The organism is Natronolimnohabitans sp. A-GB9 (assembly GCF_030848565.1).
Classification (GTDB): domain Archaea; phylum Halobacteriota; class Halobacteria; order Halobacteriales; family Natrialbaceae; genus Natronolimnohabitans.
On sequence record NZ_JAVDDV010000005.1, the window covers coordinates 246,233 to 260,573 of the forward strand.

Sequence of the window (14,341 nt, forward strand, 5' to 3'; positions counted from 1 at the left end):
CCGTACGGTCGCCCATGGCAGACAAACCGACCTCCGGAGAGATTCTCGGGGTACCGTATAACTTCGAACGACCCAGCCTGGGCCGCATGATCTCCGCGTACTGGCAGCCCGGCGAAGGGATGCTCGTCGAGAAGCCCTTCGGCGTTGGCTACACGCTGAACCTCGCAAACTGGCGCTCGTGGGTCGTCGTGCTCGTCGCCGGTGCGCTCCTCTGGCACCAGGAACAGCGTTCCTCGAGCGGAGAGCAAGAGCCCGAGGACGAACCCGTAGAGGTCATCGTCGACGACGACGAGTCGGCTGACTAACCCTTTCGGACACGCCGTTTTCGACGGGTTCTGGTATCGACGAGAGTGATCAGTCGATCACGCGGGATCGACGACGCTTTCCCGTCGCCGCGACGTCTCCCGCACATGGCCATCCGATTCGTCACGAGCAACGAAGGGAAAGTCCGTGAGGCACGGGAGTATCTCGCCGATATCGAGCCCGTCGAACAGGTCCAGTACGACTACACGGAGATCCAGAGCGACTCGCTCGAGGAGATCGCCACCCACGGCGCTCGCGAAACGTTCGACGCACTCGAGGACGACGACCCGGTGATCGTCGACGACACGGGACTGTTCGTCGACGCACTGGGGGGGTTTCCGGGACCGTACTCGGCGTACGTCGAGGACACCGTCGGGGTCGACCGGCTCTGGCGACTCGCAAGCGAAGAGGAGGACAAACGGGCCCGTTTCACGACCGTGCTCGCCTACGCCGACGAAACCGGCACGGAGACGTTTACGGGGTCGGTCGCCGGAACCCTCGTCGCTCCCCGCGGTGAAGGTGGCTTCGGCTACGACCCGATCTTCGAGTACAACGGGCAGACACTGGCCGAGATGGACACCGAAGAGAAAAACGCCATCTCCCACCGTGGACGCGCCCTCGCCGCGTTCGCGGAGTGGTACGCCGACCGCGAGGCGTAGTTCTCCCGACTCATACTGCCGGACAGAACTATTCAACGATCGGTCGCGATACTGCGGCCGTCCCAACGGGTGACGGCCGCGAGTTCGCGACCGACGTGTTACTGACTGCTGTCCGGTAGTATCACCTGTGGTTCTCGTAGAGACCGCTATCAGTCGGTGTCGGCGACACCACGACCAGCCTGTGGGGTCGTCCGGAGGTCGACGCCGGGGACCGTCTCACGTACGGGGATCCTGGTCCGGTCCAGGGTACTCGCCGCCTTCGGCCGCCTCGTAGAGGCTCTCGGCATCGAACAGCTTCGTGAACGCATCCGGCGGACGGACGCTGACCGACACGCGTGGCTGCAATGAGAGTCCGGCCTGTGCGGAGCCGAGTGCCTCGTCGTAAGAGAGGACGTGGGCTGCCTGCCCCCGGTAGGCCGACGCCAGCGCCGGGTGGTCGTCCTCGGGGTGCTCGACGGCGACCCGTTCGTCCCCGAGTCGCCGTCGGTGAGCAGCCGCGAGGTCGGCGTCGGCGAGTTCCGTGACCAGCCGTTCCGTTCGATCGAGCAACTCCTCGCTTGCGACCAGCTCGACCCAGGAGTGGCGACGGACGTGATCGAGGGCGTCGCGTGCGTCGCCACCGACGAGCAGGTCGGCCGCGAGCACCTCGCTGTCGGCGACGACGCGTGCGGGGTTTGGCTGCTCAGCCATCGTCTTCCTCCGTGTTCTCCGGTAAGCCGTCTGCTGCCCTCCGGATGGCCTCGAGGTCGACGTCGTACGCTGCCCCGCGTTCGAAGAGTTCGGCCCAGCTCGCTGTCATCAGCGGCTCTTCGATGGCCGGGAAGAAAAACGGCGTGTCTCCGGTATTGAGCGAATTTCGTATAGCGATAATCGGTACATTCAGGATCACGATACCCGATTCGTCGGTTCGCTCGTTCGTGACACACCGCCCGACAAGCGCCATCTCGAGCTATGCCCGACGCGAGAGCAGCCAGAACGCGACGGTGCCGAGGACGAACGCGACGCCGACGTTGACCGCGAGGCCGACGACCCCGACGCCGAGGACGACCGCGAGCGAACGATGGCCGGAGACGGGTTCGAACGCCGCGCGGGCCAACTCGATGGAGACGACCACGAGCAGGACGCCGAGGACGGCAAGCGGGAAGGCGGCGAGTAAGGCGCCGGTAGCCACGAGCGCGAGCGCGAGGTAGCCGATCCCCAACAGGACGTTCGCACCGCCGGTTCGAGCGCCGAAGGCGTACTTGCCCGCGAGTCCGCCACTGCCGTGACACATCGGGACGCCGCCGATCGGGATCGCCGCGAGACAGGTCGCACCCATACTGCTCGACAGTTCGTCCGGCGAGACGTCCCGATCGTAGAGATCGCCACAGAGCAACGCGGTCGCGATCGCCGCGTTCCCGATCGTCATTCCCAACTGTGCGACGGTCCCTTCTATGGCCGCCCCGGATAGCGACGGTGTTCCAGCGGGAAAGAGGGCGAATTCGGGCGCTCGAGGCGTCGGGACACCCGCCGTCGCGACGGCTGCGATCCCTCCCAGACCGAGGACGACCAGAACGCTTGCCTGTCGATAGCCGACCATCGCCAACAGTCCGACGATCGCCAGACCGGCGACGGCTACCGGGAGGTTGCCAGTCGAGAGGCCGACGGCTGCCTCGAGCAACAGCAAGGCGACGGCAAACTGGACGCCACGGATCACGGGTTCACCGACGATACGCTGGAGCCGACCGATCAGTCCCAGTCGTCCGACGACGAGCAAGACCCCGCCTGCGAGTAGGCCCGCCGCGGCGAATTCGGGATAGGACAGCGAGCCGACGATCGCCAGACCGATCAGTGCCTTCATCGGCTCGACCGATAACGGCATTCCGTAGTACAGCCCCCAAACGATCTGGAAGACACCGAAGCCAACCAAGACGTGAGGCAGGGAGACGCTGGTCGTCGCCGCCAGTGCGACCAACAGGGGAAGTACCGTAACCGAATCCCCTAGCGCACCCGTCAGTTCAGATATCGAGAACTCGAGTTCGGAATCAGACGTGAAACTGTACGAGTGCGCCACTAACGGGAGTTTAAGCCGGTGCTCACTTCATTGTTTTCAGTAACCGTTTCCGGTTCCTGAGCCCGTTATTTGTTGGGTCGTACGGTTACGGGGTCCGGCTGACCGACTACGACGTGGTCGTCGACTCCAGGGTGGCCTGAAGCACTGACTCGAGTGTCGCCCGGTCCTCGGCGTCGAGTGGCCGTAACGGTCGTCGGAGGGTGCCGGCCGGTTGGCCACGCATCTCGAGGGCCGTCTTGACGCCGGGAACGCCGTACTCTGACGTGATGGCGCGGTTGAGTTCGACGAGCGCGGCATTTCGCTCGCGTGCGTCGGCGGTCCGGCCCGTCTCCTGGAGGCGATAGATCTCGCTCGCGCGAGCGGGCGCGACGTTGCCAAGCGCGAGGACGCCGCCGTCGGCGCCGACAGCAAGTCCCGCTGCATAGGTGCTGCCGCTCCCGACCAGCACTGAAAACGCCTCGTCGGCGGTCAGCTCGACGAGACGTTGGATCGACTCGAGACTGCCACTCGAGTCCTTGATACCGACGACGTTGTCGTGGGCAGCGAGCGATGCGGCCGTCTCGGGGGCGAGTTGCTGGTCGGTAAACTTCGGAACGCTATACAGAACGATCGGAACCGGGGACTCGTCGGCGAGGTCGCGGTAGTACGACTCGAGTGTGTCGTCGTCGGCACCGTAGTAGGAGGGGGTAACCACGAGCGCCGCGTCGGCGCCCGCTTCGGCGGCGCGTTCGGTGGTCTCGAGAGTCGGTTCGTACCCCTCTTGGCCGGTCCCGGCGAGGATGGGACAGTCGGTCGTCTCGGCGATAGTCTCGACGACCGCGATGCGTTCGTCGGTCGTCAAAAGCGGCGCTTCGCCGGTCGACCCGCAGGGAACCAGGAAGTCGACGCCCTCCGAGGTGAGCCAGTCGGCGATCGAGGCGAGTCGGTCGCGGTCGACGGCACCAGTGTCGTCGAACGGTGTCACGATCGGAGCGCCGGTCCCGTGGAACGCATCATTGTCCATGAAAGACGGTATATCGGGACCCGTTAAAAGGATAGGTCGTTCGATCTCGAGACTCGAGCCGATAGCGATGGCTCGTCGACGGGGATCATCACCGCTAAGACGGCTCGCTCGGATCCCTCGAGCGTGAGCGACCTCGGCAAGATCGATCGGCAGTTCTTCGACCGGCACGTCGCGCCGAATCTCGGCGCTGACCGCGACGACGTCACCGTCGGCCCGCGCCACGGCGTCGATTTCGGCGTGATCGACGTCGGCGGGCAGGCCCTCGTGACGGCGACCGATCCCCTCTCGATCATGCCCCAGCTGGGACTCGAGCGCGCAGCCCGCTTCGCCCTCGATTTGATCCTCGCGGACGTCGCCGTCAGCGGCATTCCCCCGTCGCATCTCTCGATCTGTTTTACGTTGCCCGAGTCGATGACCGACGACGAGTTCGCGACAGTCTGGGGGACGATCCACGAGGAGTGTGCTGATCTCGGTGTGGCCGTCGTGACTGGCCATACGGCCCGGTATACGGACGCCTCTCACCCGTGGGTCGGCGCCGCGACCGTGCTGGGCGTCGGCGACCACGACGAGATCGTCCGTCCCGACGGCGCCAGCGCGGGCGATCGGCTGCTCCTGACGACCGGCCCCGCCGTCGAGTCGGTCGGGCTCCTCAGTACGCTGTTCGGCGACCAGCTCGAGCTCTCCGAAGATGTCGTCGTCGACGCCCAGGCCCGACTCGAGGAAGTCTACTGCGTCCGGGATGCCCTCACGGCAGCCGCGGCAGGTCCCGTGACGGCGATGCACGACGTGACCGAGGGTGGACTCGCGGGCGCACTGAACGAGATGGCCGCCGGCGCCGGCGCTCGGTTCGCGATCGATGGCGACGCCGTCCCGATGCGCCCCGGCGTCAGAGCGGTGTGTGAGTTCCTCGAGATCGATCCCTGGGCGGCGACCAGCAGCGGGTCCCTGTTGCTCGCGGTCGAGCCGGGTGGTGTCGAGGACGTGATCGCGGCTCTCGAGGATCGGGACACTGTCGTCGCCGAGATTGGACGTGTCGAAGCCACACACAGTGGGGACGGCGAGGTGATCGTCGACGGCGACCGACTCGAGCATCCCGACGCCGATCCTTCGTGGCGGGCCTACGCCGAGCTGGCCGACCGAGCGCACGACTATAGTAACAACTGCAACGGTTTACACACTGATCGCTGATCCGTCTGGCGATCAGGTGTGCAATGACTTGCAGTGGCTACTACAGCGCTTCGTCGTAATCGAACTGACTCTCAGGACTCGAGACCATTACCGCTTAGTATAACTGGGCTATAGATACCGCCATGAGAACGCCAGCACCCGATGCGCGCCCGGTCGCACTGACGATCGCCGGTAGCGACTCCGGCGGCGGCGCCGGGATCCAGGCCGACCTCGCGACGATGGCTGCCCACGGCGTCTTCGGTATGTCGGCGATCACCGCCGTCACCGCACAGCACACCCGCGGCGTCGAGTCCTCACACGTCCTCCCCGTCGAGGAGATCGAAGCGCAACTCGAGGCCGTCACCGACGACTTCGAGGTCGGGGCGGCGAAGACGGGGATGCTCGCGACGACCGAAACCGTTCGGACCGTTGCCGACCGCGCGGCGGGGTTTGATTTCCCACTGGTCGTCGACCCCGTGATGGTCGCAACCACTGGTGACCGGCTACTCGAGCGCGAGGCCGAACGCGCCTACGAGGATCTGCTGGGCGAGGCGACGCTGGCGACGCCCAACGCCGACGAGGCAGAGGTGCTGACCGATATCGCGGTTGCCGACACGGAAAGCGCCCGCGAGGCCGGCGAGGCGATCCTCGAGACCGGCGTCGATGCGGTCCTCCTCAAGGGCGGCCACGTTCCCGGGGAGACGGTTCGGGACATCCTCGTCACGAGCGAGGACGTCAAGACGTTCGAACACCCCCGCGTCGGGACCGATGCAACCCACGGCTCGGGCTGTACGCTCGCCGCAGCGATCGCCGCTCGACTCGCCAAGGGCGAGCCTCTCGAGACCGCCGTCGAGGGCGCGACGGACTTCCTTGCGCGTGCGGTGCGGTACTACTACGACGTCGGACAGGGACACGGCGCGGTCAACCATCTCGTCGAACTGCGCAACGAAGCCGAGCGCGGACCGACCGCCGAAGCCGTCCAGGCGATCGTCGAACGGCTCGTCGACGCCGACGTCTCCGGGCTCGTCCCCGAAGTCGGGATGAACGTCGTCGGCGCGACGCCCTACGCCGAAACGGTCGCGGAGACGGCAGCCGTCGAGGGGCGGATCACGCGGACGCTCTCGGGGGTGCAGCCAAACCGCGGCGTCCGTTTCGCCGCCTCGAGTCACGTCGCTCGGTTCCTGCTGTCGGCTCGCGAGTTCCACCCCGACCTGCGATTCGCGGCGAACTGTCGGTTCGACCCGGCCGTCGAGGACGCACTCGAGACCCTCGAGTGGACGGTCGCCGAATACGACCGCGGCGAGGAACCCGCAGCCGTCGCGGAGACGGAGTCGAGTACGATGGGGTGGGGTGCCCGGCAGGCCTTCGACGACCGCGAGACGCCGCCGGCGGCCGTAATCGACCGCGACGATGTCGGCAAGGAACCGATGACGAAACTCGTCGCGAGCGATCCCGAGAGGCTGGTCGACCGACTGCTCGAACTCGACAGCGAGGTGTCTCGATGAGCGCCACCGACCTCGAGGTCGGCCTCGTTCTGCCGCAGTACGGCACCAGCGTCGAGACGGTCCGCGAGACCGCACTCGAGGCCGAATCGCTCGGCTACGAGGCGGTCTGGCTCGAGGACCACTTCCAGTCGTGGATCGGCGAGCCACGCCGGGAGACCCACGAGTGCTGGACGACGCTTAGTGCCGTCGCCGAGGCGACCGAGACGGTGCGAGTTGGGACGCTCGTGACGAGCCAATCGTACCGTCACCCCGCCTTGCTCGCAAAGATGGCCACACAGGTCGACCGGATCAGCGACGGCCGCCTCGAGCTCGGCCTCGGCGGGGGGTGGTACGAAGCCGAGTACGACCGGTTTGGCTACGAGTTCCGGGATCCGCCTGCCGAACGGCTCCGACGGCTCGCCGAGACGGTCGAGATCCTGCAGGGACTGTGGACGAACGAGCGCTACAGCCACGAGGGCGCTCACCTCGACGTCGACCTCGAGGGAGCGTTCTGTAAGCCACAGCCGGTCCAGGACCCACACCCGCCGATCTGGATCGGTGGCGGCGGCGAACAGTTCACGCTACGGTACACCGCTGACCTCGCCGACGGCTGGAACTACGGCACCCTCGAGCCCGAGGGCTTCGCGGAGAAACTCGAGGTGTTGCGCGACCACTGCGAGAGCGAGCAACGGTACGACGAGATCCGCAAGTCCGCCGAACTGTTCGTCTTCGTCGGCGAGACGACCGACGAGGCCGAACGTAAACGGGAGCGGTTCCGGGACGCCTACCTCCCGACCGAGCCGTCGGCGCCACGGGAGTTTTTCCTCTCGGGATACGTGGAGACGGCGCCGACGGGAACGCCGACGGAGATCCGCAAGCGACTCGAGGAGTACGCCGACGTCGGGATCGAGACGGTCATGCTTTCAGTTCCGGACGCGGCCGACGACGGCGACGCGAGTCTGGGGTTGCTGGCCGAGGAGCTGTTCGACTAGTACCGTCCCCAGCGTCGAGTGATGCGTACACACAGCCGACCGCTATCGGTTGTACCCATCACTGCAGGCTGGGGACGCCACTAGTGGCGGTCCACGCCTGAACTGCTGGGTCGAACCGACCCGCACGACAGGGTTCGACCCAGCAGTCGACGGGTGGAACGGTACTAGTCACCGTCACCAGGACGCGTCCTCGTGAGTGGCTCCACGTCGACGAAACCGGACGGCGACGAGGTTCTCGGCCGCCGCCGTGAGCGCTCGTTCCGACCACTCCGTTCCGGTCCTATCGGCGTACCGCCGAAGGAGGAACCGCCACAGACGGGACCGATCGACCAGTTCGGCGAGCCACGGGACGAGACGATCCGGATCGGTGATCGCCCGGCCGGTTACCGCGATGGGCTCGCCGGCGATTCGGAGCGTCGCCGGATAGCCCTCCCGGAAGTTCTTCCACCAGGTGACTTCGTCTCGTCCCGTCGTGACGACGAATGCCTCGCCGTCCCGTTCGTACAGCAGCGGTGTCGTCACTCGAGTCCCCGAGATTCGGCCGTCGTACGACAACACGGCGAGGTGCCGACTCAGGAGCCAGTGGAACCGGGATCGAAGAAGCCGCTCTACGAGGGGATTTACGACCCGTTTCTCGAGTTCTATCGCCAGTCGAACCGGGACGCTCGCGTCGTGACCGGTCGCCATGTGTGGGTTCGATACGACGGCGAGGTCCATCTAGATGGACCGTCGTACTCGAGTCCGGGACGAACTCATCACGGAAGAGAAACGAGGAGCTAGCCCGAAAACTCGTAGAGATCGTCGCCGACGTGGTGCAGCGAGTCGACGACTTTCCCTTCGTCGCCGGCCATGTCCTCGCTCTCGACGCGGGCGCGACCGACGGCCAGCACCTTGCCGTGAGATTCTTCGGCGATGAGCACCAGATCGTCCGGCGAGATGTCGTCAGTGGCCTCGGTGATTCCCGGCCGCATCACGTCTGCGCCGTCGCTGACGAACGAGATCGCACCGGCGTCGACGGTGACGATCCGCCGGTCTGGGTCGTAGGCGTTTGCGCCACGCACCGTCAGGAACGGCTCGTCGTCGAAGTACGCGACCTGTGGTTCGCCGTCGATGAGGACGACTTCCCAATCGGTGTTTTCGAACTCGACGAGCTCGTAGGCGTCCCCGTCGGGCGTCACGCCGAGTTGCTCCTCGAGGGCCGTCTCGACGTCCGAGACGGCATCGCTACGGAGATGGTGTCGGGACTTGACCTGCATATCCGGCTCAACGACCGGTCGGGAGATAAAAGGCCCGTTCGGCGACCGATCGGACGGGATGAGAGTCGAAGCCGATGATAAATGTGACAATTGCTAAGTAATAGCATGACTTCGTATGTACCATGTGGCCCTCCCGGAACCGCACTGAGACGGTGACGTGTCTCGCCTGTGGAGACCAGGTAACCCGGTCGCTGGCCCGCGAGTACGACAAACACGGCGATCGCTGGGACCGCAACGACAAGGAGTTCGAACACGTATGCAAATCCTGTCACGACGATCTCTGTCACTATCCACGGGACGAACTCGAGGAGGTACTCGTCGAAAGCGAGGCCGGCAAAACCTCACGGGAGGCGTTTCTCTCGCGGTATTTAGAGACCGTCGAAGAGCGGTACGGAACACTCGAGGAAGAGTCCTGATCGACTGTTGTCCCCGTTTTCGGTCATCCGTATCCCTGGCCTGGGAGCGCACTGGAGCTGACGTACAGCCGTCCGTCTGACTCGAGTGAGCGCATACGCGTGGTCGTTCGGTTCCGTTCGATTTCGGTCGACTCGGAGGCTGACGCGTGTTGACTTGCGGTACCCGAGAGCCGTTGACACGCGGCGCCGTCCGTCCCGACACGACTTTCACTCCGTCGTCCGTAGGCCCCGGTATGAGTGACAACGCACAGGCCGAGGCCGGTACGGCCGAAGGCCAGGGTCCCGTCGAAATCAGCGAGGACCTGGCACGACACCTCGAGAACAAACGCGAGGAACTCTTCGAGAAGTTCGAGATCCGCGACGAGTTCCCGGAAGCGGTGCTCGAGGAAGCCGAGGAACTGACGGGCGATGTCCAGGAGGACATCGACGAGGAGATCGACGAGCGGCGGGATCTCCGGGACCTGACGACGTGGACCACGGACCCGATCGACGCCCAGGACTTCGACGACGCGCTCTCGATCGAAGAACGTGACGACGAGTACGTCCTCTGGGTCCACATCGCCGACGTCACCCACTACGTCAACCCCGAGACGGCGATGTGGGACGAGGCCGTCGAGCGTTCGAATACGGTCTATCTGCCCGGCTACACGATCCACATGCTCCCGCCGATCCTCGCGGAGTCGGTCTGCTCGCTCGTTCCCAACGAGGAACGCTTTGCCCACACCGTCGAGATGCACCTGGACAAGGAGAATCTGGGCTACGAAAACATCGAGATCTACAAGTCCGTCATCGAGTCCGACGAGCGCCTGACCTACACGCAGGCTGAAAACCGACTGGACGATCCGGACGCGCCGCTACACGAGGAGAACAAGCTGGTTCACGACCTCGCAAATCGGATGCACGAACAGCGCAAGGAGGACGGCTCGCTCGTCCTGAACCCGGCCCGGGACCGCGCCCACACGATCATCGAGGAGTGTATGCTAAAGGCCAACAAGGCCGTTACGCACACCCTGATGTGGGACCGCGGCGTCGAGGCGATGTATCGAGTCCACCCACAGCCAAGCCCCGACGAGTGGTCCGAGGCCCTCCGCGAGATTCAGGACTTAGACGGCGTCTCGATCCCCGGTGACACGTGGGACGATCCCCGAAAAGCGGTCAACGCGACGCTCGAGGAGGCTCCCGACCGCCAACTCGACAAGATTCAGTGGGCCGTCATGAAAGTCATGCCACGCGCGAAGTACATGAACGACCCCTTCGGCGGCCACCACGCGTTGAACTTCGAGATCTACGGTCACTTCACCAGCCCAATCCGCCGGCTGTCGGACCTGATCAACCACTGGATCGTCTACAAAAACGACGTCCCCGAGAACCTCGTCGAACTCTGTGATCGGGCGAGTGACAAGCAAAAAGACGCCGAGCAGTGCGAACGCGAGTACAAGCAGTTCCTCCAGGAGGTCGGTCTCGATCCGATGGCGGTCAACAACCGCGGAATCGAGATCGTAGACGAGGAAGAAGCCGAGAAGACGCTGTGACCTGCTGGTTTTGAACCGTCCGTCTACCGTTTTCGTATCCGTAACTCGACCGGTCCGGGATCGAGCGTGAGGTCTGCCGAAAGCGACAGCGAGTCGGTGTCCCGCTGGAACTCGAGTCGACGGGCAATCGTCGCGAGCGCGAGTTTCAGTTCAGCCGTCGCAAAGCGCATCCCCAGACAGTGACGTGGCCCCCCGCTGAACGGGAAGTACGCGTACTCGGGACGATCGCGGTCCTCGAGCCACCGTTCGGGCCGAAACTCCTCGGGAGCGTCCCACCACCGGCCATCGCGGTGGATTCCGTACGCCGAGAGCTGGAGTGTCGTGCCTGCGGAGATCCGATAGCCACCGAGTGTCGTCGTCTCGACGGCCTCACGATAGACGTCCGTCAGCGGCGGGTACAGGCGGAGCGTCTCGTCGACGATCGCCTCGACGTACTCGAGGTCGGAGAGGTCCAAGAACGTCGGATCGCGGTCACCGAGGACGGTCTCGAGTTCGCGCCGGCGTAAACCACGACTGGAGTACAGTTCGCTGTCGACGCCACTGCTCGCCTTCGGTGAACACAACACCCTCGGGGGCGATGAGGGCGCCGAACTTCCTGTCCAGTTCGCCTTTTCTGAACCCATTGTTGCGGGAGACGAGCACCTGTTCGACGATGCCGGGATCGAAGACAGCGACCATGTCGGTACCGAACGCCTCGTAGGCGACGACATCGCCGTGCTCGCGCGCTGTCTCGGCGAACTCCAGTGCGTCACGTATAATCGATATCGAACTTCCGACGACGGGAAGCCCATCGATTCGAGGGGGAGTCTCTGTATCAGTATGTTTCGTGTCGACCGCTCCTGGTGTGTCGCTCATACTCGAGGGATGGCCCGCTACGACTGTCGGCGTTTCTTCGAAGCACTGAACTTCATTATTACGGGTACCGAAAGATCGGTATGCAATCGGCGGACCTGCTCTTTCGCCTCCCACGATCGATGCAACTCCCGTCCCCCGAACTGGACGACGACGACGTCTTCCGGGAAGAACTGCTCTCCTGGGAGATCGACTCCGACGAGGGGACGATGCGCTTTCTCTCGCTGTTCGTCGGCGACCCCGAAGCGGCCAGAGAGGCCGCCGCCGACCTCGAGATCGTCCGCCGGTACGAACTCACTCCTGTCGATGACGGGAGATACTACGGGTATGCGGTGATGGACCTCAGAGACGTCGATGCGACGATTATGGGCGTCTTCGACGACCTCGACCTTGTGATCGTGCCACCGATTGTCTACACCAGACGGAAGAGGGTCCTGCTCAGCGTCCTTGGTGAACCGGCCGCACTAACGGATCTCCTAGAGCGGATTCCGGACGGCGTCGGTGTCGAGGTCGAACGTGTGAGCGAACACCGCCACCGGGCCGAGACGCTCGCCGGCAGATTGACGATGCGTCAGTTCGAGGCCCTGGAGACGGCGAGTGACATGGGATATTACGACGTTCCCCGAACGGCGTCGCTGGCGGATGTCGCCGATGGCCTGAACTGCTCGGAGAGTGCGGCCTCGACGCTTCTCCGGGAGGCTGAGAACGAACTCGTAACCGCTGCGCTCGGTCAGTGAATTCGACGTCGTTACCGACGCCGCTGGGGAACGAGTCTCACAGCTGTTTCTCGTAGACGTACTCCTCGAGGCCTGCCTTGAGATCGCTCTCTTGGGTTCCGACCCGTTCGAAGCCAGTCGACTCGTAGAACGAGACTCCCACGTCGTTGTCCGCCAGGACGGCGAGCCACAGCCGATCGTACTCCGTCGAGAGATCGTCCTCGAGTCGCTCGAGTAAGGCCGTCCCGATCCCCTCTCCCCATCGGTCCGGGTGGACGTAGAGTCGGTACAGCGACGCCACTGTGGAATGTTCTCGATGAGGCCCTGCCTGTGCGAAGCCGACGATTTCCCCGTCGTCTTCGTCCGCAGCGACGAGGAAGACGGCGTCGTTGCGGTTGCGTGCTTCGACGATCGAATCCCTGAGTTTGGTCACGTCGTACCAGCGCTCGATCGTCGCGGCGACGGTCCGACGTCCGAGCACGTCGTCGTAGGCGGCGTGCCAGCTTTCACGGGCGACGTCGCGAACGGCCGGTGCTACGTCGGGGGTTGCCCGACGGACGGTCCAGCCCATATCTGAACATCTCCTCCCTCGAACGAAATGATGAGGGGTAGAGACCGCCTCTCATACGTCTCCCTGTCCGTCACCCCCAGCAGGGCCGCGACTCGGCTGTGACTGTGTCGGGGGATCGTACAGGAACCCCCATCAAAGCGGTTTCTCGTAGACGTACTCCTCGAGACCGGGCGCCAGATCGTTCGGTCGCGTCGCGAGTCGATCGAATCCCATGGCCTCACAGAAGGCGATCCCGCCGTCGTTGTCCGCGAGGACGGCCAGGCGGAGGCGATCGAACGACGCCACGAGCTCGTCCTCGAGACGAGAGACCAGCGTGGTGCCGATACCGTCGCCCCATCGGTCGGGGTGGACGTAGAGCCGTGCGAGGTAGGCTACCGAGTCGTCTTCCGGCCACGGCACGACGTGGGCGAACCCATGACACTCGCCGTCGAACCCGTGCTCCGACTCGAGGTCGGCGTCCGAATCGGGAACGGCGACGAGAAAGACGACGGTTTCGCGCTCGCTCGCGGCCGTGATCGCCGACTCGAGATCGCCGATCGCATACCAGTCGTCGACGATTTCGTCGACGCGGTCGGAACCGAGCAGGTCGTCGTAGGCGGCGTGCCAGCTCTCGCGTGCCGTCTCGTGGATCGCCCAGACGTCGTCGGTCGTCGCCGACCGGACCTCGCGGGTCACAGTAGGACATAATCGGCCCGCAAGCAAAAGTCCCTGGCCAGCCGTTGATTGGTTGTACGGGTTCTGATACGTCTGTGGCGGACTGTTTCGAAACCGACGATGAACGCCTATCGATCGCGGAATATGGCGATCGGATACAACTCACATGTTGTCTGCATCTCGAAACGTTCGGTGGTTGCCGGAGTCGATCCGAAGCGGCCAGTCGACGATGACGGTCGCAGGGTTCGTCCGCGAGTGCTACTCGACGGTAAACGTCTCCTCGTCGATTCGGGCACCGCCGACCCAGCACTCGTGGGCGAACCAGGCGAAGTAGGCCACGATACCGACAGTGAGGACAGCCTCGAGCGGGCCCAGACCGGTGATACCGTCGCCGGTGAGGAGGCTGACGGCGCTGATGACGCCCCAGCCGACCGCGAGTACGGCGATCGTGACCGCGGCGACGCGGGGCCAGCCGATCGTCCTCGAGCCGATCGTGACCCGTTCCCGGCGGCCGGCAGCGAGCATTCCGGCACCGACGGCGACGAGCCACGCCACGACACCGACCGTCGACGGCGACCCCACGCCGAGGGCGACGACGAACGCGACTGCCAACAGCAACGTGGCGACGCCCCCACCGGCGAGTCCGCGACGAACGACGGTTTTCTGTGCACCCATCGACCGTT

At 64.7% G+C, this 14,341-nt stretch carries 18 protein-coding genes; 8 read left to right on the forward strand and 10 right to left on the reverse strand.

Going from position 1 to position 14,341, the window contains the following annotated elements:
* Positions 1 to 14 precede the first annotated feature (14 nt).
* Together RBH26_RS09310 and RBH26_RS09315 are read left to right on the forward strand one after the other, a co-directional pair.
* Positions 15 to 305, forward strand: coding sequence for a DUF5808 domain-containing protein (locus tag RBH26_RS09310; RefSeq protein WP_306757946.1), 291 nt, complete (start codon positions 15 to 17; stop codon positions 303 to 305).
* A 105-nt stretch (positions 306 to 410) separates the two neighbouring features.
* Positions 411 to 962 carry an XTP/dITP diphosphatase gene (locus RBH26_RS09315; RefSeq protein ID WP_306757948.1) on the forward strand — a complete coding sequence of 184 codons (552 nt, stop codon included), beginning with the start codon at positions 411 to 413 and terminating at the stop codon, positions 960 to 962.
* A 216-nt stretch (positions 963 to 1,178) separates the two neighbouring features.
* Here the strand turns inward: RBH26_RS09315 and RBH26_RS09320 are convergent, their stop codons facing one another.
* The 3 genes from RBH26_RS09320 to RBH26_RS09330 all read right to left on the reverse strand — a co-directional run bounded on the left by RBH26_RS09320 (position 1,179) and on the right by RBH26_RS09330 (position 4,018).
* Positions 1,179 to 1,652 (reverse strand): hypothetical protein, encoded by a 474-nt coding sequence (locus RBH26_RS09320; protein ID WP_306757949.1) that lies wholly within the window; start codon positions 1,650 to 1,652, stop codon positions 1,179 to 1,181.
* 259 nt (positions 1,653 to 1,911) lie between these two features.
* Positions 1,912 to 3,015: a putative sulfate/molybdate transporter gene (locus RBH26_RS09325; RefSeq protein WP_306757950.1), complete on the reverse strand. Its 1,104-nt coding sequence runs from the start codon at positions 3,013 to 3,015 to the stop codon at positions 1,912 to 1,914.
* 106 nt (positions 3,016 to 3,121) lie between these two features.
* Complete coding sequence (locus RBH26_RS09330; RefSeq protein WP_306757951.1) at positions 3,122 to 4,018, reverse strand: dihydrodipicolinate synthase family protein; 897 nt, start codon at positions 4,016 to 4,018, stop codon at positions 3,122 to 3,124.
* A gap of 123 nt (positions 4,019 to 4,141) precedes the next feature.
* Between RBH26_RS09330 and RBH26_RS09335 the strand changes: the two genes are divergently transcribed.
* The 3 genes from RBH26_RS09335 (at position 4,142) to RBH26_RS09345 (ending at position 7,661) form a co-directional block, all read left to right on the forward strand.
* Positions 4,142 to 5,206, forward strand: coding sequence for an AIR synthase family protein (locus RBH26_RS09335; RefSeq protein ID WP_306757952.1), 1,065 nt, complete (start codon positions 4,142 to 4,144; stop codon positions 5,204 to 5,206).
* A 122-nt stretch (positions 5,207 to 5,328) separates the two neighbouring features.
* Entirely contained in the window at positions 5,329 to 6,690 is a 1,362-nt protein-coding gene (thiD, locus tag RBH26_RS09340) for a bifunctional hydroxymethylpyrimidine kinase/phosphomethylpyrimidine kinase (RefSeq protein ID WP_306757953.1), read from the forward strand.
* The gene (locus tag RBH26_RS09345) at positions 6,687 to 7,661 is read left to right on the forward strand and encodes a TIGR03560 family F420-dependent LLM class oxidoreductase (RefSeq protein ID WP_306757954.1); all 975 of its coding nucleotides are present in this window, start codon (positions 6,687 to 6,689) and stop codon (positions 7,659 to 7,661) included. Before thiD ends, RBH26_RS09345 begins: the two co-directional genes overlap by 4 nt.
* Before the next feature lie 174 nt (positions 7,662 to 7,835).
* Here the strand turns inward: RBH26_RS09345 and RBH26_RS09350 are convergent, their stop codons facing one another.
* Both RBH26_RS09350 and RBH26_RS09355 read right to left on the reverse strand, forming a co-directional pair.
* Positions 7,836 to 8,378: a hypothetical protein gene (locus RBH26_RS09350; RefSeq protein ID WP_306757955.1), complete on the reverse strand. Its 543-nt coding sequence runs from the start codon at positions 8,376 to 8,378 to the stop codon at positions 7,836 to 7,838.
* Between the two features lie 59 nt (positions 8,379 to 8,437).
* The gene (locus RBH26_RS09355) at positions 8,438 to 8,917 is read right to left on the reverse strand and encodes an RNA-binding protein (RefSeq protein WP_306757957.1); all 480 of its coding nucleotides are present in this window, start codon (positions 8,915 to 8,917) and stop codon (positions 8,438 to 8,440) included.
* A gap of 122 nt (positions 8,918 to 9,039) precedes the next feature.
* Between RBH26_RS09355 and RBH26_RS09360 the strand changes: the two genes are divergently transcribed.
* Positions 9,040 to 9,333 carry a hypothetical protein gene (locus tag RBH26_RS09360; RefSeq protein ID WP_306757958.1) on the forward strand — a complete coding sequence of 98 codons (294 nt, stop codon included), beginning with the start codon at positions 9,040 to 9,042 and terminating at the stop codon, positions 9,331 to 9,333.
* A gap of 233 nt (positions 9,334 to 9,566) precedes the next feature.
* Positions 9,567 to 10,865, forward strand: coding sequence for a ribonuclease R family protein (locus tag RBH26_RS09365; RefSeq protein ID WP_306757959.1), 1,299 nt, complete (start codon positions 9,567 to 9,569; stop codon positions 10,863 to 10,865).
* 23 nt (positions 10,866 to 10,888) lie between these two features.
* Here RBH26_RS09365 and RBH26_RS09370 read toward each other — a convergent pair whose 3' ends face one another.
* Together RBH26_RS09370 and RBH26_RS09375 are read right to left on the reverse strand one after the other, a co-directional pair.
* Positions 10,889 to 11,320 (reverse strand): cytochrome P450, encoded by a 432-nt coding sequence (locus RBH26_RS09370; protein ID WP_306757961.1) that lies wholly within the window; start codon positions 11,318 to 11,320, stop codon positions 10,889 to 10,891.
* Between the two features lie 16 nt (positions 11,321 to 11,336).
* Complete coding sequence (locus RBH26_RS09375; protein WP_306757962.1) at positions 11,337 to 11,720, reverse strand: cytochrome P450; 384 nt, start codon at positions 11,718 to 11,720, stop codon at positions 11,337 to 11,339.
* An 80-nt stretch (positions 11,721 to 11,800) separates the two neighbouring features.
* Here RBH26_RS09375 and RBH26_RS09380 point away from each other — a divergent pair, with 80 nt between their 5' ends.
* Positions 11,801 to 12,454 carry a helix-turn-helix domain-containing protein gene (locus tag RBH26_RS09380; RefSeq protein ID WP_306757963.1) on the forward strand — a complete coding sequence of 218 codons (654 nt, stop codon included), beginning with the start codon at positions 11,801 to 11,803 and terminating at the stop codon, positions 12,452 to 12,454.
* A 37-nt stretch (positions 12,455 to 12,491) separates the two neighbouring features.
* Here RBH26_RS09380 and RBH26_RS09385 read toward each other — a convergent pair whose 3' ends face one another.
* The 3 genes from RBH26_RS09385 to RBH26_RS09395 form a co-directional block, all read right to left on the reverse strand.
* The gene (locus tag RBH26_RS09385; RefSeq protein WP_306757964.1) at positions 12,492 to 13,004 is read right to left on the reverse strand and encodes a GNAT family N-acetyltransferase; all 513 of its coding nucleotides are present in this window, start codon (positions 13,002 to 13,004) and stop codon (positions 12,492 to 12,494) included.
* 132 nt (positions 13,005 to 13,136) lie between these two features.
* The gene (locus RBH26_RS09390; RefSeq protein ID WP_306757965.1) at positions 13,137 to 13,679 is read right to left on the reverse strand and encodes a GNAT family N-acetyltransferase; all 543 of its coding nucleotides are present in this window, start codon (positions 13,677 to 13,679) and stop codon (positions 13,137 to 13,139) included.
* 237 nt (positions 13,680 to 13,916) lie between these two features.
* The gene (locus RBH26_RS09395; RefSeq protein ID WP_306757966.1) at positions 13,917 to 14,333 is read right to left on the reverse strand and encodes a hypothetical protein; all 417 of its coding nucleotides are present in this window, start codon (positions 14,331 to 14,333) and stop codon (positions 13,917 to 13,919) included.
* Positions 14,334 to 14,341: the final 8 nt, after the last annotated feature.